The organism is Mesorhizobium sp. M0802 (genome assembly GCF_040320115.1).
Classification (GTDB): domain Bacteria; phylum Pseudomonadota; class Alphaproteobacteria; order Rhizobiales; family Rhizobiaceae; genus Mesorhizobium.
The window spans coordinates 38,757-60,165 of record NZ_JAMYOY010000029.1 but is presented as its reverse complement, the minus strand read 5'-3'; the positions used below and the strand labels follow the sequence as shown (position 1 = coordinate 60,165).

Here is a 21,409-nt window from a genome sequence, read left to right as displayed (position 1 = left end):
CTGGCGGTCTTAACTTCAGTCTTGGTCATGGTGGCGTTCCTTCGCGGGAATCAGGTGACGTGAACAATCACCAGCCTGCCATGACTGCCCCCTCTCAGCGAATTTGCAGAACTCTCAGCACACTACCGCCGCGACGACGCCGGCGTCGGTAGTAAATTACAGGTTTCTATGCGGGACGCCCCATTGGTGACGAGGCGAGCTCAAACCGCTGACTCGCGTCGCTAAATCGCCACGACGACTTTGCCTATGGCCTTGCGGGCAGCGAGACGGCCAATCGCATCGGCACCTCGGGCAAGGGAAAAGCGCTCGGAGATGTGCGGCTTGATCTTACCGGCAGCATATAAGCCCAAAGCTCCTTGACCTCCTGCTGGTACGCCGCGGGATCACACGGGCGTAGAGATCTCGAGCGTCGTCAAGGAAGTTGGCGAGGGTATTACCAATGTTAGGCCGGGTGACCGGGTACTGGGCACGTCCAACTTCGGCGGCATGGCTGAAGAAATGGCTATAGAGGCGACAAACTTGATCCCTATTCCAGCCGCCATGCCTTTCGACGAGGCAGCGGCGTTTATCTGCACTTACGGTGTCGCGTACTACGCCCTCAAGCACCGCGGTCGATAGAGCCCCGGCGAAAGACTGCTCGTGCTCGGCGCGGCTGGCGGCATCGGCCTGGCGGCAGTGGAGCTCGGTCGCGCCATGGGCGCGCGCGTAATTGCGGCAGCGTCATCGCAGGAGAAACTGGACCTGGCTGTGGCTCGGGGCGCGAAGTCCGGCGTTGTCTATCCACGCGGTCACGTCTTCCAATACGAGCGTCTGTGGCCCGCCGATTGCCTTTCTTAATAACGCCTTCATAATACTTGCCGGCTCTTTTCACGGCGGTACAGTGCGGCGCAAATAGATCCAAACGCGTTAAAGCCAGTGGAGTGGTCGATAATCGAAGTGCTACCCCTGGCAGGAGGTCCATCAGGCTCACCGGTCATATCCATCAGACCGGTGTATGCTCTCGCAATCTGATCACAGCTAGGCTTGGTGGCATTTGGACCTGTCTGCCCGTATGCAGAAATGGAGCAATAAACAACGCTGGGATTGATGTCCGCTACTGATCGTAGTCCAGTCCAAGTCGCTTAATTCTGAATGCCTCGAGAATAACATCAGCGTCAGCAATCATCTTTTAATTATATTTAGCCCCGTCGGATCGGTCAGCGAAATCGTTACGGGCTTTTTCCCGCGATTAAGCCAAAGGTACCATGAGTAGCCGTCAATCTCACCGGAGCCCCACCCTCCTGTGTCGTCACCGGATACAGGTCTCTCAATTGTAATTACCTTGGCCGTAGTCAGCGAGCATAGCGCTTGCCACGGGCCAGCTACGTTATTTGCAAATCCAGTATTTTCAACCCCTCGAAAATCATACTTTGGCGCACTTTAATTAGCCTCTCGTTTCTATTGGGAGCGCTATTCCCCGAATGAGCGGAATCTGTGGATTGTACTCGAAGAGTTACTAGCCCCCTGACTGGCCATCGCTCTGTAAATAAATCCATTAATCATGCGTACAATGGACCATTGCTCAAGATGGTGACAACCTGGCCTATTGCATCATCATCGGTAAAGCGGAACACGTTGTAGATCTAGATATCCTTGATCGATGGACGCAAAGCCGCATATTCGCGTGCCTTGTGGTTCAATTGTCACGCCCGCCTTGACAAGCGTTTCAGTCAACCCCTTCAGCACGCCAGCTGGCGATCTTAGGGTGTCCTGACCACGTTCCACCACGAAGAGCTCCTCGTCGGCGGGCCTCGGATTCAGTCTGTTCGGTTCCTGGCTGAACTGGGCAACGAGAATGCGATGAGCCTTTGAGATTTTTTGGCACTCGTTCAATCCTTTCTTTGTAAAGTCGGAGCAGGCTAACTTATGTTTGATCAAAGATCAACTGCGATCCTGAAATTCCGTGGCTGCCAGCTATGTTTTTTGTGCAGAGTCCCACGTTGGATGGCAAGGTTCTCATGCGCCTGGAGATGGCCGAGCAAATTGGTGTGCTTACAGAAAAGATCGAGACGCTCGACACCAGGATTGTCGCGGCGCTGCGACCGTCCGCGCCACCGTCCAAGATCCCGAAGCGTTCCGAACCGGGCGGGATCTGGCCGCCTGGATAGGGATCACGCGGCGAGCGAACTCGAGTGGCGGCAAGGACCGTTCGGCAAGATAACGAAGCGCGGCAATAAGCAGTTGCGAACTCTGCTGATTGTCGGTGCGACGTCTATCCTGAAGCAGGCGCGCAGAGGCGTAAAGGTACCTGCTCTTCGGTGGCGGGCCCGCCGGTCAGTGCCGCGACCGAAAACAACGCACGCGGTCAAAGCACCTCGTTACGGCAGGATGTAGCAGCGGCCGTTGCCCCCCTCTCAACCGAGCCTGGCTCCGCCATTGGAGCCACGCTCGACATCAACGGCGGCGAGCTCAGCACCTAGCGACCTGGCCGCCTCAACTCAAGTGATGCGAAGGAATCTTGGGCGGAACCGCCGACAATCAGCCGGTCTGCGCACGTTCCTTCGCATATGCCACCTCTCCATTATGCAGAGCGTTTTTAGCGTGGGGTCGCTGGTATCGACGTTGACGAGCGCGCCGAGGCCGATGGCGACGGTTCGCTAAAAACGTGTTGGGCTAAGCCGCGGGCGCGACTGGGGTTCTATGGGTATTGAATGGTGCCGATCCAAGGAAAGGGCATCGCACAGTGGTGTGGATGCAGGGGGTGGCGGGAGCGCGGGAGACGAAAGCAGCACGGTTTCCGGTGTCGATAAACGTGACGATTGACGCGGCATCCTATCGGGAAGTGCCGGTGGGCGCGATGGCGCGCGCTTTCGCGGGATCGGCCCGGTTTGCCGGCCGAACGGGGCGATGCGGCGACGATGAAAGCAGTGTGGTTCTTTCATGACGTATCCCAGTACCACAAGGGTCCGCTGACGCCGTCGAAGATTTCGATGATGATCATCTGCCCTTGATGACAGGCCGGGCATTTCCTGAGGGAACGCCCGGTGAGCTTCTCGTAGCGGTCGCGATAGTCCTTTGCGGATCGGCTGTCCGACGGCGCGGAAATCGGCATGGCCGAGCAGCTCACGACAGCAAGCGAGCTTTGCGCGCGATAGCGATTGCCGAGGAAGCCATAGCAGCGGATCCGATGGAAGCCCTCGGGCAGGACGTGTAACAGAAAGCGGCGGATGAACTCATCGGCCGATACGGTCATGACCTTTTGCCGATCACGGTGCCGATAATCCTACAGCGGAAGCGCGCCGCGCCATCCTCGATATCGACGAGGCGATTGTTGGAGATGGCGACGCGGTGCGTGTAGCGGCCGACGTAATCGAGCACCTGTTCGGGTCCGGCGAAGGGCGGCTTGGCAAAGACGACCCACTCGGCCCTTCGCAGCGGCACCAAATAGTGCCGGAAGGCGTTGCGTTCGCTCAAGGCTCGCAAGTCGGAGAAGAACCGCAGCTTGCCGGCGTCGAAGGCTTTCCCCAGGTACTCCAGGAACAATCGTCGGAACAGGTGTGAGAGAACGCGGACCGGCAGGAAGAAGCCCGGCTTGCAGGCGATCCAGCGCGTGCCGTCCGGCGAAAACCCACCACCCGGGACGACGCAGTGCAGATGGGGGTGGTGCAACAAATTTTGCCCCCAGGTGTGCAGCACGGCGAAGAAACCGATCTCGGCGCCGAGATGCTTGGGGTCGGCAGCGATCGTGCGTAGCGTCTCGGCGGTGGCGCGGAAGAGCAGGCCGTAGACGAGCGCATTGTTCTGATGGGCGATGGCGGCAATGGGCGCCGGCAGCGTGAAGACGATATGAAAGTACTGTGTATCGAGCAGTTCGGCGCGTCGATCCTCCAGCCACTGCGCACGGGCCAGCGATTGGCAGCGAGGACAATGCCTGTCGCGGCAGCTGTTGAAGGCGATGCGCCTGTGTCCGCATTGATCGCACGCTTCGACGTGCCACCGAGCGCGGCGGTCCGGCACAACTCGATCGCCGTCATGACGCGGCGCTGAGCGGTCGACAGCGATGTGTGCTGGGCACGATAGGCCTCGCCGTAGCGACGGAATATGTCCGCCACTTCCGGCCTCGAACGGACCATCGGGAGCTCAGAAATACTCAGGTTTGGCGGGTGGCGGCAGGGAGGGCGCTGGGCGTGGCAAAAGCTCGAAGGGCTCGCGGTAGCGCAGACCTTGTTGGTGGCGATGCGCAGATAATGGGCGGTGGTCGCGAGGCTGCGGTAACCGAGCAGCAATTGAATGGTGCGCACGTCGGCGCCTGCCTCCAGGAGATGAACGGCGAAGGCGTGCCTCAAACTGTGCGGCGTCACCGGTTTGGACAAGTGGGAGAGATCGTGCGCTTTCGCACAAGCTTGCCCCGCTGCATCCCGGGTGATCGGGTGGCCGGTGCGATCTCCGGGGAGCCACTCCTTTGGACGCCGCATCCTCCAATAATCGCGCAGGATCTCCAGGAGCTTGGGCGACAGCATCACATAGCGGTCCTTCTGGCGCCCTGCTCGACACGGACGACCATTCTCTCGCTGTCGATGTCAGTCGTCTTCAGATGCACTGCTTCCGAAATGCGTAGACCGGCGGCATAACAGGTGGTCAGGATCGCGTAATGTTTGAGATCGAGCAGGCAGCCGAGAAACCGCTGCACTTCATCCGGACTGAGGATGATCGGCAGCTTCTGTGGCTTCTTGGGAAGCGGGAGGACCTCTTCAGGCACCCAGTCTCTTTCAAGCGTCACCTTGTAGAATGGCCGTGTGATCGAGCCCGGCGCCAGTTGCTTCTCGTTGGCCAGATAGACCTGGTAGATCCGGACGTCCTCTCGTCCGAGCAAGTCCGGCGCCTTGCCGAAGTGTCGTGCGAACAGCGACACCTGTTGCAGATACCAGAGTTGGTATTGAGCGAGAAATTGCGCACCTGCATGTCATCGCTCATGCGCTGGCGAAGTGGGGTCATGACGAGCTCCTCTGTCCGATGGAATGGGCTGAAAATAGCCGTCCCATCCTCGCGCAGTTGGGCTCCTACTGAATACGTGACCTCCTTGCCGCTCCGGCGTAGCGGAGCGGGTTAGTCCAAGTGAAGTAATGCTCACCTCTCCATTACTTCACAAAAGGCCGCACGTATTGCGGCGCGATCAGCTGCACCTCATGGCGAAGCTTGACCATTTCTATGTAACAGCACCCTGGGCCACCTAACGGGGACTTGAACTGTGTAGAAAATATCGCTGGCAGCCATGGAAATCTCTATTGATCTTTGATCAAATGCCGGTTAACGATCTATCGAACACATGGCTCTCTCCGGGGCAGCGCATCCAATAGGGGGAATTTCAACGCATGATGGTCCAAACGGTGACTGGCCCGATCGCGGTTGAGCAACTGGGCCGCACACTAATGCACGAGCATCTGTTCATCGCTCTTCCCGGCGCTTGGTTCGATCCGCTCGCGAAATTCGACCGTGCGGAACTCATCAAGGAAGCAGTCCGGCGGTTGGTTCAACTGCGCACTGAGCATGACGTGCGCACCTTCGTCGACCCGTGTCCAATCGAACTTGGACGCGACGTTTCGCTGATGAAAGAGGTTTCCGAAAAATCCGGCGTGCACATCGTCTGCACCACTGGGTTTTATGTAGAGGAGAGGGGGCTACCGATCTACTGGCGCGCCCGCAGCGTCGATGAGGTCGCCGAGTTTTACGTCCGCGAGATCACCTACGGCATCGGCGACACAGGTGTGAAGGCTGGCGCCCTGAAGGTCGCAACGGGAGCGCCCTTTGTCACCGAGCAGGAGAAAAAGTTCCTTGCCGCCGCCTGCATCGCGCAGAAGGAGACCGGGGTTCCGATCATCACCCACACCGAGGAGGGCTGCGCAGGGCCAGATCAGCAGGAGCTGTTCGCGGCCGGCGGCGTTGCCCCCCATCGCTGCCTGATCGGCCATAGCTGCTACAACCCAGATCCCGCGTATCATCGCCGCATCGTAGATGTGGGCTCTTACATCGGATTCGATATGATAGGGATGCTCGGTACGTCGGACGAAGTTCGCGCGGATAATCTGGCGGAGCTCGTGCACGCCGGCTTTCGTTCGCAGGTTATCATGAGCATGGACCGCATCTGCGGCTACTTAGGCAAATTGAGGTACCAGCTCACTGCCGATGAGATTGCTAAGATCGAACACGAAAAGTCGCAGGGACTCCACCAAGCCTACACTTTCATATTCACCGACTTCATCCCGATGTTGCACGCACGCGGGGTCAGTCAGGCGGACATCAACTCAATCCTGGAGGACAACCCGCGACGGTTCTTTGCCGGTGAGATTCCGCCTAAAAGGGCGACAAACTAACGAGCCGACGCACCACTCGCGGTCAACCGAATGATCCGCCTGCTAGAGCTACTAAGTCAGGGTCCCGCCGCACGAAGTGGGATAGCTTCGCCAAAGGCTGAACACGCACAAGAGGGATAAGCAATGCACATGAAGACCGTCGATACTCTCATCATCAACGGGGATATTTTCACCGGCGACAAAAGTCAGCCGCACTATCGGCCGGGGGCCGTAGCGATTTCCGATGGCGTAGTGCTCGCGATAGGTCGCGAGCAAGAGATTTTGTCGGCGTATGATGCGACGCGCAAGATCGACGCCCATGGCGGTCTGGTCCACCCGGGCTTCATTGAAACCCATATCCATTCGACTGGAATGGCTTATCACGGAGCGCCTTTCAGCCCGCAGTCGGCCACTGCCAGCAAGGTGAACTACCAGAGCATGAAGGCAGCGACTGACCCCGAGATAACCGCTGCCTATGCGGCCGCGGCCGCCTGCACGATGCTGCAACGCGGCTTCACCCTGTACTTCGAGGCAGGCACCGTCTTCGAAACCGATGCGTTTGCCGAAACGTTGACCAAGTGCGGTGTGCGGGGAATGGTGACCGCACCATGGGCATGGGACGATATGTCGTTCGACACGCTCGATGGACTGAACGAGACCTTGATGCGACGTGCACCGGCGGACGCGAGGCGGGTTATCGATCAGTGCAAGTACGAACTTGCGCGCAACAAGGACGACAATGCGTTGGTACGAGGCTATGTCGGTCTGCAAGGAAGTGCTGGCGGCACAGACGAGCTTGTCCGGGAAGCGGTAAGACTGGCCACCGATTCGAACGCGATCTTCTGGCAGCACCAAGCCTTCGAGCCCGAATGGGACGCACTAGAGCGAAGGAAGTTTGGTGACGCCGGCACGGTCCGTATGCACCGGCTCGGAGCCCTTGGGCCCAACACGACGCTCGCGCATATGAACATGCTTGACGAACAGGACGTCGAACTCATCCTGGCGATGAAGCCGGGCCTTTCCTGGTGTCCCAACAATGCGATGGGCTATCAGATTACGCCACCGCATAAATGCTGGTTTCCGCATCTCTACCGAAATGGGGCAAGTGTTTCGCTCGGTGTTGACACTATCATCGTCCATCCGATGGGGATCGCCGGCCTCATGAGCCTCTATCTGTCGAGAATGGTTGGGGACGCGCTGAATCCCTCCGATCCTTTTTACATGCAGACGATCGATGCTGCAAGAAACGTAGGCCTCGGTGACAGGCTGGGCAGCCTGGCCGTGGGCAAGCGCGCCGATGTGGTAATCCGGGAAGCTCGCGACATCACCCATTACTCCTGGCGCGACGACACGGGCATCCTGTTGTCGCTGTCCTCGTCGATGATCCCGGTCGACACAGTTCTCATCGATGGCAAGGTCATCATGGAAAAGGGTCGCCTCACGACAATGGATCAGGATGAAATCCTTGCCGAAGCCGTGCGACAGCGCGATCTGTTGGCCCACAGGCTCTCCGCCTAAGTATGCGACACTTCCGAAAAATGTAGCAACTGCTTGAGACGACTAACAGAAATCAAAAAAGAGGAGGAACAGAATATGAAAATCACTAGACGCGAAATTGTCAAGACAGGGCTGGCCGCCGGAACAGCATTATCTATGCCAACAATCCTTAGGGCACAGACATCACCAGATGACGCTCGGACAGTTCGCTGGATACCGGGCGGGAATACCGTAGCGTTCGATCCGATCTTCTCGTTAAATGCATCGCAGCATGCTTTAGCTATTTACGACATGCTGTTTGATGTCGACTCCAAGGGCATGCCGCAACCACAAATGGTAGGAAAGTGGGGCGTCTCCGAGGACAAGAAGACCTACACATTCCAACTCCGTGAGGGCCTGATCTTCCACGACGGCAGCCCAGTCACTGCGGCGGACTGTGTGGCCTCGATACGACGTTGGGCCCAAGTGGATACAAGTGGAAAACTGATCATGGCCAAGGCCAAGGATATCTCGAAACAAGACGAGAAGACCTTCACGATCACGCTCAACGAACCGTTGCCGCTTCTCATACCTTTGCTCGCATCGTCCTACGCTGGGTATTATCTAGCGATCATGCGCGAGAAGGACGCGAAGCTTCCCCCAACGGAGCAGGTGACAGCGAATATTGGATCCGGGCCATTCAAGTTCAATCAGGCTCTCGCCAAGCCTGGCGCAAGCTTCACCTACGACCGAAATGAACAATATATACCGCGCCAGGAACCAGCGGACGGGTTCGCCGGTGGAAAGGTCGTCAAGGTTGATAGAGTGGTCATGGAATTTATTACCGATGAACAGACCGCCTTCGCGGCTCTCCAAGCGGGAGAGGTCGATTTTGTTCAATACCCCGCACAAGTACTCTACCCTGCGATCGAGAGCGATCCCAACCTTGAATTGGAACTCTTAAACACTGCGGGCTCAGACATGTTCATACGCTTGAACTGCCTGCAGAAGCCGTTCAACAACGTGAAAGCCCGGCAAGCGATGCTTCACCTGATCGATCAGGAGGCAATCATGCTGGCCGCCGGATTTGAGCCAAAAAATATACGCCCTGTCACATCAATATTTGGATATAGTACCCCGTACTCCAATGACGAGAATACGGCATGGTACAAAAAGGGGGGCGACCCGGAAAGAGCGAAGCTTCTTTTGCAGGAGGCTGGGTATGCCGGCGAAACGGTTCTCATTTTGCAGACCACTGACTGGCCGCAAGGTAGCAATGCCGCGCAATATCTGGCGAACACCCTGCGAAATATTGGAGTCAATGCTGAGCTCGCGGCTAGCGACTGGGCTGGGATGGAGAAACGCCGAGTAAACAAGGGACCGATTGTGGACGGCGGCTGGAGCGTATTTATTAGCGACTTCGCCGATTCCAAATTTAATAATCCGATCGGTTTGCCTTTGCTCGCCGCAAATGGCGTAGACTATTATGGCTGGCCGAAGAACGATGAATACGAGGCTCTCCGGGCCAAATGGGCAGAGGTCGAAACACTCGATGAACGCCTGGCACTGGCCCGTGAAATGCAACGCCTCGCATGGGACTTCGTTGGCACTGTCATGTTGGGAAATTATGTCGACCCAATTGCTCGCCGAAAATCTCTGATCGGCCTAGTTCAGGTTCCGTCGGTTTATTACCCGATGTGGAACATGGAGAAAGTCTCGGCCTGATGACAGTTTACATCTTCCGCAGAGTTGTTTCGGCCATCGCCGTCATGGCGATGGTCGGGATTTTTGTCTTCCTGCTTCTCAGGCTGGCGCCGGGCGACCCGGCTGCCATGATCGCCGGCCGGTCGGCCACGGCTGAAGTAATTGCCGGCATTCGTGAGCAGCTGGGCCTGAACGATCCTATGCCGGTTCAGTTCATCCATTGGGTGCGCGACATGCTGGGCAATTCGTCGACAGTGGCCAAAGCTGCATCGCAAACTATGCTGCCACCCCTATAAACATGTCCGAAGGCCGATTTGGCCGCTAGCGGGCGGCGCCCGAAGGGGTATAACGAAGCGAGAGATACACAGCCTGGTAGCGGTCCAGTTAGCCTGCCCTCATCAAGGAAATCTACATACCCCAAACCATAATAGCCACCTGTGCGTTTCCGGGCACAGACGACGTGGCCAAAAACCTCGATCTACACCTGTCCTATATCAAGGGCTGCTAGAGCCGGTGCTTCCCTTGTCGTCTTTCCTGAGACGAGCTTGCAGGGTTTTCCGGTCCTGGACTTAGGAAAGATTGAGAACGCTATCACGAAAGCTCAGCGCACGGCCGAGTCAGTCCCCGATGCCCCTCGGTGGAACGCCTAATAACGGCTGCCATGAAGCACAACATCCATGTTGTCTTTGGCCTCACTGAGGCTGGCAAGCAGCCAGGTATTCTCTACAATACCCTAGTGCTTGCGGGGCCGCAGGGATACATCGGGGCATTTCGCAAGGTCCACCTCACCCTCGATGAGAATTTATCTGGCGGCCGCGCGACCATTGGCCAGTTTTAACACCGCCCTTGGCAAAATCGGCCTGCTGATCTGCTACGACAAATCGTGGCCGGAGGGATGCCGAGAACTCACCCTTTCGGGGGCCGAACTGCTGGTTATAGGTTCCGCGTGGGCCGCAAATGCTGGCCAGGGCGAGCGCGAAAACAACTCGGCTGTGAGCAGGTACAACCTATATGACCGTGTGCGGGCGTTGGAAAACAGCCGCTGGCTCATCTCCTCAAATTTCGTTGGTGAACATGGTGGATCGAACTTATTGGGTTCAGCCAGATTGTCGATCCGCTCGGCGGCATCGCTGTAAGCAGTGGACTTGACCACGTTGGACTGGTCACCGCGGAGATAGATATCAGTGCCGGACTTGCCGATGCTTCTGCGGCTTATATGGGGCCGCGCCTCATTAGGGACCGTCGCGCCGATACCTACAAGGTGCCCAATGGGTCCTTGCCAGTAGTAGTGGACGGCTGACAGATGGTTTAGCGTTAGACGCCCTGTTTGAGCGCTGTGCGGTTGTCGCACGCTTCACACATCGCAGCCACCATGAGCCGCAAGAGACGCCTGAGCCATGCGAGCAGGGCGCGGAGAGTGTGGCCGATGGGCGGAAAGCACGGCTTGTTTCGGTCGCCGTGGCGACCGCTTGAGCATGTATGAGATCGTGTAGTTGACGGCTTGGTCGCCGCAGTTCCGGCATGGGCCGGGATGATCAGCGCGCCACAGCTGGCAGGCTGATGAGCGGATCATCGCTCATTTGGCTGATGGTTTCCAGCGTCATGTATCTCGCCCGCTGCACGGCCCATTCATCGTTCTGCTCGAGCAGGATCGCGTCGACGAGGCGAATGATGGCGTCGTTGTTGGGGAAGATGCCGACGACCTCGGTGCGCTGCTTGATCTCGCCGTTGAGGCGCTCGATCGGGTTGGTCGAGTGCAGCTTGGCGCGGTGCTCCTTGGGGAAAGTCATGTAGGCCAGCACGTCGGGCTCTGCGTCGTCCATGATTGTCGCCAGCTTCGGCACCTTCGGCCGGATCTGGTCGGCGACGGCGCGCCATTGTACGGGCGCGGCCTCGGGCGTTTCCTGGGCGAAGGCGGTGGCGATGAAGGCGGAGACGACACGGCGCCCGCTCTTGCTGGCATGGGCCAGTACGTTCCTCATGAAGTGGACGCGGCACCTCTGCCATGTCGCGCACAGCACCTTGGTGACGGCCGCCTTGATGCCTTCATGGGCATCGGAGACGACGAGCTTGACGCCGCGCAGGCCGCGGCGGGTCAGCTTGCGCAAGAACTCCGTCCAGATCGGCTCGGCCTCCGAGGTGCCGATCTCCATGCCCAGTACCTCGCGCCGTCCGTCCGCGTTGACGCCGACAGCGATGATGACGGCGACCGAGACGATCCGCCCGCCGCGGCGGACCTTCAGGTAAGTGGCGTCGATCCACAGGTATGGCCAATCGCCCTCGATGGGTCTTCGAGGAAGGCCTTGACCTTGCCGTCGATCTCTTCGCACAGCCGGCTGACCTGGCTCTTCGAAATGCCGCTCATACCCATGGCCTTGACCAGGTCGTCGACCGAGCGGGTCGAGATGCCCTGGACGTAGGCCTCCCGGATGACGGCGGTGAGAGCCTTATCCCATACGCCGCGGCTCCAGGAAGCCAGGGAAGTAGCCCCCTTTCCTGAGCTTCGGGATGCGCAGCTCGACGGTGCCGGCCCGCGTCTCCCAGTCGCGCTCGCGGTAGCCGTTGCGATGGGCGAGGCGCAGAAGGTTCTTCTCGCCATAGGCAGCGCCGGTGGCGGCCCCAACCTCCAACTCCATCAGCCGCTCGGCGGCAAAGCCGATCATCTCGCGCAAGAGATCGGAATCCGGAGTCTTCTCCACGAGCGCGCGCAGGTTCATCATGTCGTCGGTCATCGATGGCTCCTTCGAATCAGGTTGGTGTCAGCAACCCGACCTTACCGGCGAACTGTCGATGACCACCGCAAAGCCGCTCGCTCGCTACGGCGCTATTGAGGGCGCGCTCGCGAGCGGCTTCGCTACCGCCGAACTACACCACCTGTGGGAACGCGACCCTGTATCAAGTGCGGACTTCTGTCAGGCCTTTTTACGTGCGGCGGTCCACGCGCCGCGGGCCGGTTTCGTGATGCGCGGATCAGGTCCAAATCTGCTTGACGATATCATGAGACTTCCGTTCAAACGCTGGTACAGCGCGACACGCTGGTTTCCCTCAGCCGGTTTGATCGAACATTTGCCCATACGCCTTTCCTACATCTCCGACGCACCTTCTTGGGGTTGTGAGCTATGGCGGAAACTGGGGTGATGACGGTTTGAGGAGAGCGGCGTATCGAGGCGGGTGATGAAGCCTGCCAGAACCTCTCAAGGAGAGCGATACGCCATGAATGAGACCACCAATGTTTTGCGTCTTCGTCAGCCCGACGAGTTTGATGATCCACTGATGGATGTGCTTCGCACCGGGGCGCGCAAATTGCTGGTGCAGGCGATCGAGATCGAGGCCGAGACGTTTCTTGCCGAGATGCGGGATCTCAAGCTTGCCGATGGCCGTGACCGGATTGTCCGGCACGGTCACGGCCCGGAGCGGAGCATCCAGACGGGCATCGGTCCGGTGCCAGTCAGCCGGGTGCAGATCCGGATCGCGGCGCGAATGGCGAGGTTGATCGGGTCCGGTTCGCCTCATCGATCCTGCCGAAATGGGCGCGTCGGACGCGAAGCCTGGATGCGCTGCTTCCCGTTCGCTACCTGCGCGGTGTTTCGACGGGCGATTTTCAGGAAGCGCTAAGCGCGCTTGTGGGCAAGGACGCGCCGAACCTTTCACCCTCGGTGATCACGCGGCTGACGTGGAACGCCGATTACGAGCGTTGGCAAAAGCGCGATCTTTCGGCGCGCCGCTATGTCTATGTGTGGGCGGACGGGGTCTACCTGCAGGCGCGGGTGGAAGACCAAGCCGAATGCATGCTGGTCCTGATCGGCGCCACGCCCGAGGGCAGGAAGAACTCGTCGGTTTCCAGACCGGCGTTCGCGAGCGCGCAGAGCTGGCGCGAGTTGCTGGTCGAGGTGAAGCGGCGTGGCCTGAAGATCGCGCCCAATATTGCCGTGGGCGATGGCGCGCTCGGCTTCTGGAAGGCGCTCGACGAGGTCTTTCCCGGCAGCAGGCACCAACGCTGCTGGGTGCCACAAGACAGCCAACGTCCTGAACAAGGTGCCGCTCTCGGTGCAGGCCAACATGAAGACGGATTTGCGCGAGATTTATGGCGCGCCGAGGACATCGAAAAACAATCTGACGACCTTCTTGCCATTGTCGTAGTAATCGTCATGGGGATTGTTCTTGCAAGCAATGCAGATGTCGGCTGCCTTTAAACTGCGGCGTGATATTGGCATGAAGGTCGAGACCTACTCCGATAACTGGATTTCCGCCGATGGCGCTGCGAATGTAGGAGAGGAAATCACCTTCCGCATCTTCGAACTCAGTCGTGGACATCGACCCATGCAGGTCCAGGACAATCGCATCGGGCGCGAGCTTCTTCAGTTCCTCGCCCCAGAACTGGCGTTGCTCAATGTAGAAACCATGATCGATGGCGCCGCTCGGGGCGACCATCGAATCTGAAACGGGAAGGATTTCAATATCAGCGCGTTCAATCAAGGTGTCGACAATCCCGCCGAGCGTCGTGCCATTTCCCTTGGCCCTTCGATCATAGCCTCGGCGCGAACGACCGTGAGATCTGCCGCCGCTGTCGCATGCGCATATCCATGCAATTCATGAAACAGGCGTCCGACTGCATCGCGGCTACCTTGCTGGGCAGCGTGCGACGACGTTTTATGCAGCGGTTTCAAGTTTGCGATTTGATCGGCTGGCGGGTGTTGACCCGCAAGAGGCTGCACCGGGGACAAGCGCTGAAGTCTTAAGGGGCCGCAGGCCGCTCCTGATCGCCAGGGGTCGAAAATGGTGTAATCGACCAATCGATTAAGTCGACGGCACGCTGAAGTATCGCCTCAGTCCGGTCATGGGCGGGTGAAGCAGCGATGACATATCCGATCATGTCTCGGCGATCGCCTTTTCTGACGATCAGTGTCTTGGGTTCAACATACAATTTGACCTCGGCTACACCGGGGACAGCAGCCGCCCGACTGTTGCCACCGATCCAATCGAGCGTGCCATCGCGATCAGCAACCAGGAATCGCGCGGCCGCTGTGTGCGAATGCCTTCTGCGCAAATTCCATTCCTCGCCGATGGCAAGCTTGATGTGCTCAGTGACCAGATCAACACCGTAAGCCAGATGAACCAGTTGGGAAGTGGGCGCGCCATGAAGCCGCGGATTGACTTCAATGACGACTGGGCCACGCTTCGTCCACCGGAATTCGATGCCCGTTGGCCCCCAGTCAAGGCCGAGAGCGCGCAAACAGCTCAGCGAAACATCGGCGATACGCTGATGCTCGTCATCGGTCATCGGGGCCGGAACGGTCCATTCCCGATCGACGAAATGCGGTAGGGGGCCGGAGTCACCGATGCCAATTCCAATGATCTGATCTCCCATTATGTCGGTCCAATAAAGGGGGCCCTGTGCGAATTCTTCCACCAGAATTCTCGGCGAAGATTGCCATACGTGCTTCCCGCCCAACAGATAGGTCGTATGTTCAGCCAACTCGTTGACGTTGCCGCACAATCGGACTCCCCTACTGCCGCTGCCCACGGCTGGCTTGATAATCACCGGCAGGCCGATCTCCTCGGCAGCGCTTTCCACCTCCGTCGCATCCGCTGCCAAGCGATAGGCAGGTATCGGAACGCCGTCTTCCTCGAGAAGCTGACGTTGCTTGAATTTGTCGCAGCATTGTTCGATGGATGTAGGGTTCGGTCCCGGTAGATCGAAGTGGCGGCAGAGCTTGCCAACTGTCGCATAGAACGAGTCCCCGACCGACGTAATGCCAGCAATGTCATAGGTTGCATGGAGCCGGGAGCATTCGCGGATCAGCGCATCGAGATCGGCTGTATCGATACGGATTGTCTCAATTCCGTCGACCCCAAGATAGTCGTACTGTTCTGGATCAGCCGACAGGACAATTGTATGAAGGCCAAGTTGCATAGCTGCTTGGACGTATAGCGGACCATTATATCTTGAACCTTCAAGCAGGATGAGCGCTCTTCTTGCCATTGGCCCTTGTCTCCGACGTTGCGTAGTGCGGCGGTCCGAGCGTACATTGGGCAAAATCTTTTCAGCCTTGCCTGATCTCAGGCCCTGTGGTGATCGTACCATTGTCAGCGAGTTTTCAGCTGCAAAGATCCTGTAAATTTACTTCAAGGATTTGTTGCAACAGTTTGGTCGGCGACCCTTGTCTCGCTTTTGCGATCCGCTGCAGGTGCCGTCGCTTATTCGTTTCGATTGAGATAATCTTTGAGCTTCGTTGCTAGAGCACGTTTTTAAATCGATGAATCGATTGTGATGTGACGAGGGCGTTGGCAGTGTGGTTCAACATCCACTTTCATGAGGTGGATGATGGGAAGAGCACTGAGCGAAGATCTTAGGTCCCGGGTCTTGAAGGCTTCGGACGCCGGCATCGGCGCGGCAGGCTGCGGCGCGGTTCGGGGTCGGCATATCGAGCGCGATCCGTTGGGTCGCTCGGGCAAAGATCGGCGAACTGGGGCCAAGGCGGCAAGGCACGACGCGCGTCCAGCCTCGATTCGCATGAAGCCTTCATCATCGGGCTGATCGATGGCCGCAAGAACATCACGCTGAACGAGATGGTGGAACGGCTGGCGGTCGAGCGATCAGCTCGAATCAGTCGCAGCGCCTAAGCGCCTGGCTTGGCCGGCATGGCTGGACATTCAAAAATGTATGGCCCGCCCCGTCTGCAAGAGGGTTTTTGAAGTCGGCTTGAGTGGTCTGCTCAGACGCATCCGGTCTCGCGGTTTTTGCCCGCGGTCAAGATGGATATCCGCACGCCCCGGTCCCCTCATAAAACGCACCGCATCGAGTGCCATTTTTTTGATCGGGCTTTCCAAACGCCGGTGAATTGTCAGGCGATCTTCACGATCCTTTCTGCAAAACTCATTGGACTACGTGCGCGATGATACGTAGCCGACCCGATTATGCCGTCGCTAACAGGTAGCCGCGTTCAAAGCGTATCTCCTTGCGTAAAGCGGCCCAGGCGACCTCCCTTCGGACATAAACGCTTCGCCGGCCGTGGCGACATTGTGCAACAGGTCGGGTGTGGCCTCGAGGTACCAGTAGGTCGCGTAGATGTTGACGTGACCCATGTAGTGCCGCCATGTGTGCCCCGCACTGGCCTCGGCCGGCAGGGCTGCCTTGCAGCGCGCGCACCGCAAACGGCGCTTGCAATATCGGTGATGCAAAGCGTTTGAATGAAGCTGCCGCTCGTGACCGGCCCGTTGTGCGCGACCAGGTCGGGCTCGACAAATCCGGGTGGATGGTCCTGCCAATCGGAGAAGGTTGGGATCGGAATGCTCCGTCTCAACGCGGTCGATGAGGCATTTCGGCGTCGTTTCCCTCTTCCTGCGGCCTCTCGTACGTCGCGGAGGGCACGGTCGATCGTCGCCGCACTCATGGCAAGCAGACATCTCCGGATGAAGCAAGTTCGAGATGGCAGCGCCGCTCCATCGCATCAAGTTTGCCGCAGATCCGGTCCGAAGCCTCGCAGAGCGCGATCAACGCTTGATGGACGCCATCGTCATACAGTCGGCGCTCAGGCCGCGGTCCCGAACGGACCATCGGAGGCCGGTTTCGCAGCAGCCGCATAGCGTGCTTCCGATGAAAGCCGCTCACCGCAACGAATTCATCGAGAATGCGCGCCTTTCGGCACGAGCACTCCGCCACCGCGTTCACCAACTCATCCCGCGTCCATGCTTACTCGCCCTGCTCCTGCCACTCCATTGCCGGCAGCAGATCAGATGAGGTAAACGGGGGTCAAATCGTCACTTCGCTTGACAAAAGGCAGACGGATGCCGCTTCGGCCGCCGAAAGCTCATCGCCGTACATCAAGGTGGTTAGCCAGCCCTTGCGACCACCAATAACTCCTTCCCATAAGTCGGCGGAGAATACCGATAATCGCTGTACTCTGCCTCAACCGAAAAGGCGCAGCGCGCCAGCAAGTGGCGCAGTTCCCACCGGTGCGTCCAGCGCAGCACCAGATCGCGCCTCTCCTCGCGCAAGATTTCGCCTTTATCGCCAATTTCTGAAAAGCGCCAGACATTGTGCTCTGTTTGAGCAAAGTGATCATAACGGGTATTCAGGAGTTCTCGGACAAACCGCCGCCCGCTGGGCTCGTCAATGGCAGTGCGCGACCGGGGAGGCACCAGCTTTTCCGACAGGAGATCAATGTGGAATTCGACAAGATCGAGCACGAGCCGGCCGCCGGGCCGAATGTGCCGGTGAATGGCCTCCAATGCTCTGATCTGCAGCTCACTTGTCAGAAGGTGCTGAAACGAGTGAAAGGGCACCAAAACGACCTCGAAAAGCTCACCAAGTTCCAAGTCTGTCATGTTTTGCTGCACAAACCGTAGTCGTTGTTGTGCCGCGATCGGAAGCCCGGCTGCCTTGTGCTTCGCAATTGATAGCAGGCCCTCCGATAGATCGACTCCAGTGACATTGAAGCCAAGCTCCGCGAGCGGCAATGCCACTCGCCCGGTCCCGCAGGCCAGTTCGAGCACGTTTCCGCCGGCTTCCCGCGCAACGCCTGCGTAAAAGTCGATGTCCCCGACGGGCGTCTGCGGCATCTTGGGGCTATAGAAGGCGTCGTAGGACTGAACAAAAATTGAATTTTCGCCATCATCGTAAAACCGTTTCAAAATACTCTCCATGATTTGGCTCTGCAGGATCAGTTGCGAACTGGCTTTTTGCCAGAAAACATTGTGTAAAATGTCGCTATCCGTTGCGGATATGCATCGAGCAAGTCCCTTCCTACTGGGTCTCGGCCACCCCAGTGTAAAGGCCTGGATACATGAGACGCTAGTGACGGTTCCTAGTGACGGTTCGCTTGCGATCGGTTGAACCCTTCCAGCAGTTGAGGCGAGAAGTGAACAACCCAGCAATGAATTCTGGAGAGATCGACCGGCAAACCTCGCTCGGGCTGAGCTTGGAAAAGAGAGGTATTTGCGGAAACGCTGTTGTAGTGAGCGCGATCATGGGACGATTCTCCTCGCGTCGTGATACGTGTGCGGACAATCACGCGCATACACCGTGCCAATCGAATTATTCAGTTTAAACAACATGGTGGTGCTATTGACATTGTTCGATGTCAGACACCAAACAATGCGGTTGAACGACCCTGAATCCCACTTTGCTCGCAGGTAGCGCGCCGACCGATAGATGGGATGGTTATCGCCCTCCCAAAACGGCTTCGCCATGTGCGGCCGAACCCTTCCGGTCCCGATCGGGTCATGTCGACCCGTCCGAATGTCAGCTGGCCGTCTTCCCAAACCACCACCACCCCGCAAAGGTGCGGTGGAAGTCCGTTTTAATCACACGCCTCATCGGCTCGCTCCTCAAACAGTCGGGAGCCGGCGGGCGACGCGACACCTACGGGTCCGCGCTCTCGGCGCAACCGGGCAAGTCGCAGGGGCGGCCAGCCATTAATACAAAGGCTCTGAGGGCTGACCCCTCTAGGGGTTCCCGCTCGATTGATCCATGATTCCTTGTCGCGAGGAGGATTCGCGCGATGGGATCAGCGGTGAAGATACGGACGGACTATTCGGCTGCAGCGCTTCGGCGACTGGCGAAGGTGGCGAAGGACGTCAACCAGAGCAGGCGCTTGTTGTCGCTGGCTGCGGTCATGGACGGGATGAGCCGGGAAGATGCTGCACGAATCGGCGGGATGGTCCGCCAGACGCTCCGGGACTGGGTGCATCGCTTCAACGAGGCAGGTCCTGACGGACTGAAGGATGCCTGGTATGGCGGACCCACGCCGCGCCTGTCGCCGGAGGCGATTGACGGCGTGGTGCGCTGGCGGCGCATCCATCTGCAGCGCGTCATCGAGGATCGTTTTCGGCGTCGCCTATCACGAGCGCTACGTGGGCAAGCTGCTGAAGGGACTCGGCTTCTCGCACATGAGCGCGCGGCCGCGCCCCGGCGCAGGATGCCTGGATCGTGGAAGAGTTCCAAAAAACTTCCCGCGCACGCTAAGCGCCCACCTCGCCGATCTGCCGAAGGGCAAGCCCGTCGAGGTGTGGCCGCGGCGCACCTGACGCTGTTTGCCGTGCAGGCGGGTGAAGTCATCCGCAAACATCAGCGCATAGATCAAGCACGCGCAGGCGCCGGTCAGGTTGACGGCGCCTGCGCGACCAAGTCCCAGCCAATGTGCGACCAGCGGTGCACTGGGCGGCAGGAGGTGATCGGGCGTCGAGGTGGCAAGCAACAGCAGCCCGATGTCGCTGCGGTCAATGCCGGGGTTCGCCAGCGCCATGTCACCGGCATGCGCGGCTTGACCGATGCGATGGTCTGTCGGTGCGCCACCTCGCTGCCGTCCGGACACTCCACTGTAACCTGTACAGTCTGATAGATCAGCCTGAAGGCGAGCCTCGCCAGATCAAGCCCGGTACAACTCCGGTCTGGCGCGCTGCCAGTACGGTCGTCGCGCTAGAGGTCTTCGGCACGATCGTATCGGTCGTCAGATCACGCGCCGGCCGAGATCTTCCAGAAGTGCTGCCCGCACCAGAGGCTCTGGCATGATTGCGGTAAGTGGTGGCAGGTTCATCACAGGACGCTTTCCAGCGTTGGGGAGGATGCAAGTGCCCGCGCTGTCGCCCAGGCTTCATCGAGCGTGTTGGGGTGGACGGCCCCCGACGGCATCGCAATGTGCCAGAATGAGGTCGTTGCAGATCTCAAGCAAGGGAGACCGTCCGTGGATAAACTTGTTCGCGTTGGCATGGATACGTCAAAGAGCGTTTTCCAGTTGCATGGCGTGAACGATGCAGAACAGCCTGTGCTGCGCAAGAAGCTGCGGCGCAATCAGGTGCTTGCCTTCTTTGCCGGACTTCCACCGCTTGCGGCTCGGCCCATTACTGGGCGCGTGAATTGCGCGCGTTGGGGCATGAAGTGGTGTTGCTGCCGCCGCAATACGTGAAGCCCTATGTCAAGCGCTCCAAGTCGGATGCGGCCGATGCGCAGGCAATCTGCGAAGCGATGAGCCGGCCGGAGATGCGTTTCGTTCCCGCCCAAGAGTGGCGAGCAGCAAGGATCCCAGATGCTGGCCAAGCTGCGCGCGCAGTTCATCGGCCGGCGCACACAGCTCGCCAATTCGATCCGTGGCTTTGCGGCCGAGTTTGGCCTTGTTGCGCCCAAGGGGCTTTCCCGGCTCGGCGACCTGCTGGCCGACATTCGTGCCGACGCGACGATTCCGGACACAGCCAGGGACATGTTCGAGACACTGGGACGCGACTATGCGCATATCGGCACTGAGGTTGCCTCTCTCTATGAGAAGCTGCTTGAATTTCCCAGGCGCAGCGAAGTGAGCCGGCGGCTGGCTGCCATACCGGCGATCGGTCCTGTCGGGGCAACGTTGCTGGCCATCAAGGTGCCGGATGCAAACGGCTTCAAGTCGGGTCGCGACTTTGCCGCCTGGCTCGGGCTGACGCCGAAGAACCATTCAACAGCGGGCAAGAACAGGCTTGGCGTGATTACCCGCGCTGGCGATGAGATGCTGCGAAGCGTACTGGTGGTGGGCGCCACTGCTCTCATCCAACATATGCGGCGCGGCAGTAAAAGGGTCTGGCCATGGCTAGCGGCCCTGATAGCGCGCAAAGCCCCCAAGCTTGCGGCGGTGGCGCTGGCCAACAAGCTGGCCCGTATCGCCTGGAAGCTAATGGTCAGCGGTGAGCAATACCGCCCCATCGATGCCACCCATCCGGCGCCTGTGCAGCCGTAGAGCATTCAGAATTCGGCGCCGAGCCCACACTCGACGCTGAAGGCCGGAACTTGCAAGCAGAGGAGAAGATGGTGTGACCGGTCGAACCGGGACCAGCGAGGCATTCCGAGGTGCTCACCGGCAGCCAATGTCGTGTACGTGTTTGGAACTCGCTATCCGCGTAGCCCATCTTGGCCAGCGCTCTCAAATCCG

12 protein-coding genes and 13 pseudogenes are annotated in these 21,409 nt (G+C 58.8%); 14 read left to right on the top strand and 11 right to left on the bottom strand.

What is annotated here, in order from left to right; genetic code table 11:
• Window positions 1-221: 221 nt before the first annotated feature.
• A complete protein-coding gene (locus NKI10_RS28650) occupies window positions 222-350 on the bottom strand; it encodes a zinc-binding dehydrogenase (RefSeq protein WP_352862452.1) in 129 nt (42 codons plus the stop codon).
• A gap of 49 nt (window positions 351-399) precedes the next feature.
• On the opposite strand from NKI10_RS28650, the gene NKI10_RS30975 reads away from it, so the two are divergent.
• Window positions 400-618, top strand: a complete 219-nt coding sequence (locus NKI10_RS30975; protein ID WP_502897593.1) for a hypothetical protein — start codon at window positions 400-402, stop codon at window positions 616-618.
• A 227-nt stretch (window positions 619-845) separates the two neighbouring features.
• Here the strand turns inward: NKI10_RS30975 and NKI10_RS28645 are convergent.
• Together NKI10_RS28645 and NKI10_RS28640 are read right to left on the bottom strand one after the other, a co-directional pair.
• A pseudogene (locus NKI10_RS28645) lies at window positions 846-1,094 on the bottom strand (CoA transferase); the annotation flags it as partial.
• A gap of 67 nt (window positions 1,095-1,161) precedes the next feature.
• Window positions 1,162-1,365: pseudogene (locus NKI10_RS28640) on the bottom strand (CoA transferase); the annotation flags it as partial.
• Between the two features lie 638 nt (window positions 1,366-2,003).
• Here NKI10_RS28640 and NKI10_RS28635 point away from each other — a divergent pair.
• Window positions 2,004-2,346, top strand: a pseudogene (locus NKI10_RS28635) (transposase); the annotation flags it as partial.
• Window positions 2,347-2,917: 571 nt separating this feature from the next.
• Here the strand turns inward: NKI10_RS28635 and NKI10_RS28630 are convergent.
• Window positions 2,918-4,112, bottom strand: a pseudogene (locus NKI10_RS28630) (IS91 family transposase).
• Window positions 4,113-4,119: 7 nt separating this feature from the next.
• Window positions 4,120-4,974: pseudogene (locus NKI10_RS28625) on the bottom strand (tyrosine-type recombinase/integrase).
• 377 nt (window positions 4,975-5,351) lie between these two features.
• On the opposite strand from NKI10_RS28625, the gene NKI10_RS28620 reads away from it, so the two are divergent.
• The 6 genes and pseudogenes from NKI10_RS28620 (at window position 5,352) to NKI10_RS28595 (ending at window position 10,645) form a co-directional block, all read left to right on the top strand.
• Window positions 5,352-6,350, top strand: a complete 999-nt coding sequence (locus NKI10_RS28620; RefSeq protein ID WP_023820125.1) for a phosphotriesterase family protein — start codon at window positions 5,352-5,354, stop codon at window positions 6,348-6,350.
• 129 nt (window positions 6,351-6,479) lie between these two features.
• Entirely contained in the window at window positions 6,480-7,847 is a 1,368-nt protein-coding gene (locus tag NKI10_RS28615; RefSeq protein ID WP_352862451.1) for an amidohydrolase family protein, read from the top strand.
• Between the two features lie 75 nt (window positions 7,848-7,922).
• Window positions 7,923-9,530 (top strand): ABC transporter substrate-binding protein, encoded by a 1,608-nt coding sequence (locus NKI10_RS28610; protein ID WP_352862450.1) that lies wholly within the window; start codon window positions 7,923-7,925, stop codon window positions 9,528-9,530.
• Window positions 9,530-9,763, top strand: a pseudogene (locus NKI10_RS28605) (ABC transporter permease); the annotation flags it as partial. The gene NKI10_RS28610 and the pseudogene NKI10_RS28605, both read left to right, overlap by 1 nt.
• A gap of 362 nt (window positions 9,764-10,125) precedes the next feature.
• Window positions 10,126-10,347 (top strand): annotated as a pseudogene (locus NKI10_RS28600) (nitrilase-related carbon-nitrogen hydrolase); the annotation flags it as partial.
• Window positions 10,304-10,645, top strand: a complete 342-nt coding sequence (locus NKI10_RS28595) for a carbon-nitrogen hydrolase family protein (protein ID WP_352862448.1) — start codon at window positions 10,304-10,306, stop codon at window positions 10,643-10,645. The pseudogene NKI10_RS28600 and the gene NKI10_RS28595, both read left to right, overlap by 44 nt.
• Window positions 10,646-11,044: 399 nt before the next feature.
• On the opposite strand, the pseudogene NKI10_RS28590 reads toward NKI10_RS28595, so the two are convergent.
• A pseudogene (locus NKI10_RS28590) lies at window positions 11,045-12,241 on the bottom strand (IS256 family transposase).
• On the opposite strand from NKI10_RS28590, the gene NKI10_RS28585 reads away from it, so the two are divergent.
• From NKI10_RS28585 to NKI10_RS30965, 3 genes are all read left to right on the top strand, one after another.
• Window positions 12,228-12,647, top strand: a complete 420-nt coding sequence (locus NKI10_RS28585; protein ID WP_155924289.1) for a hypothetical protein — start codon at window positions 12,228-12,230, stop codon at window positions 12,645-12,647. The pseudogene NKI10_RS28590 and the gene NKI10_RS28585 overlap by 14 nt on opposite strands.
• A 75-nt stretch (window positions 12,648-12,722) precedes the next feature.
• Window positions 12,723-13,124, top strand: a complete 402-nt coding sequence (locus NKI10_RS30970) for a hypothetical protein (protein ID WP_502897591.1) — start codon at window positions 12,723-12,725, stop codon at window positions 13,122-13,124.
• A complete protein-coding gene (locus NKI10_RS30965; protein WP_502897592.1) occupies window positions 13,025-13,702 on the top strand; it encodes a transposase in 678 nt (225 codons plus the stop codon). Before NKI10_RS30970 ends, NKI10_RS30965 begins: the two co-directional genes overlap by 100 nt.
• On the opposite strand, the gene NKI10_RS28575 is transcribed toward NKI10_RS30965, so the two are convergent.
• Both NKI10_RS28575 and NKI10_RS28570 read right to left on the bottom strand, forming a co-directional pair.
• Window positions 13,656-14,090 carry a M81 family metallopeptidase gene (locus NKI10_RS28575; protein WP_352862454.1) on the bottom strand — a complete coding sequence of 145 codons (435 nt, stop codon included), beginning with the start codon at window positions 14,088-14,090 and terminating at the stop codon, window positions 13,656-13,658. The genes NKI10_RS30965 and NKI10_RS28575 overlap by 47 nt on opposite strands.
• Window positions 14,091-14,244: 154 nt before the next feature.
• Window positions 14,245-15,492: an ATP-grasp domain-containing protein gene (locus NKI10_RS28570; RefSeq protein WP_352862447.1), complete on the bottom strand. Its 1,248-nt coding sequence runs from the start codon at window positions 15,490-15,492 to the stop codon at window positions 14,245-14,247.
• Between the two features lie 342 nt (window positions 15,493-15,834).
• Here NKI10_RS28570 and NKI10_RS28565 point away from each other — a divergent pair.
• Window positions 15,835-16,165, top strand: a pseudogene (locus NKI10_RS28565) (helix-turn-helix domain-containing protein); the annotation flags it as partial.
• A gap of 504 nt (window positions 16,166-16,669) precedes the next feature.
• Here the strand turns inward: NKI10_RS28565 and NKI10_RS28560 are convergent.
• Together NKI10_RS28560 and NKI10_RS28555 are read right to left on the bottom strand one after the other, a co-directional pair.
• Window positions 16,670-17,184 (bottom strand): annotated as a pseudogene (locus NKI10_RS28560) (transposase); the annotation flags it as partial.
• 158 nt (window positions 17,185-17,342) lie between these two features.
• Window positions 17,343-18,155: a class I SAM-dependent methyltransferase gene (locus tag NKI10_RS28555; protein WP_352862446.1), complete on the bottom strand. Its 813-nt coding sequence runs from the start codon at window positions 18,153-18,155 to the stop codon at window positions 17,343-17,345.
• An 857-nt stretch (window positions 18,156-19,012) separates the two neighbouring features.
• Between NKI10_RS28555 and NKI10_RS28545 the strand changes: the two are divergent.
• A pseudogene (locus NKI10_RS28545) lies at window positions 19,013-19,523 on the top strand (helix-turn-helix domain-containing protein); the annotation flags it as partial.
• Between the two features lie 20 nt (window positions 19,524-19,543).
• On the opposite strand, the pseudogene NKI10_RS28540 reads toward NKI10_RS28545, so the two are convergent.
• A pseudogene (locus NKI10_RS28540) lies at window positions 19,544-19,780 on the bottom strand (3-oxoacyl-ACP synthase); the annotation flags it as partial.
• Window positions 19,781-20,194: 414 nt separating this feature from the next.
• Between NKI10_RS28540 and NKI10_RS28535 the strand changes: the two are divergent.
• Window positions 20,195-21,217, top strand: a pseudogene (locus NKI10_RS28535) (IS110 family RNA-guided transposase).
• The last annotated feature ends 192 nt before the right edge of the window (window positions 21,218-21,409 follow it).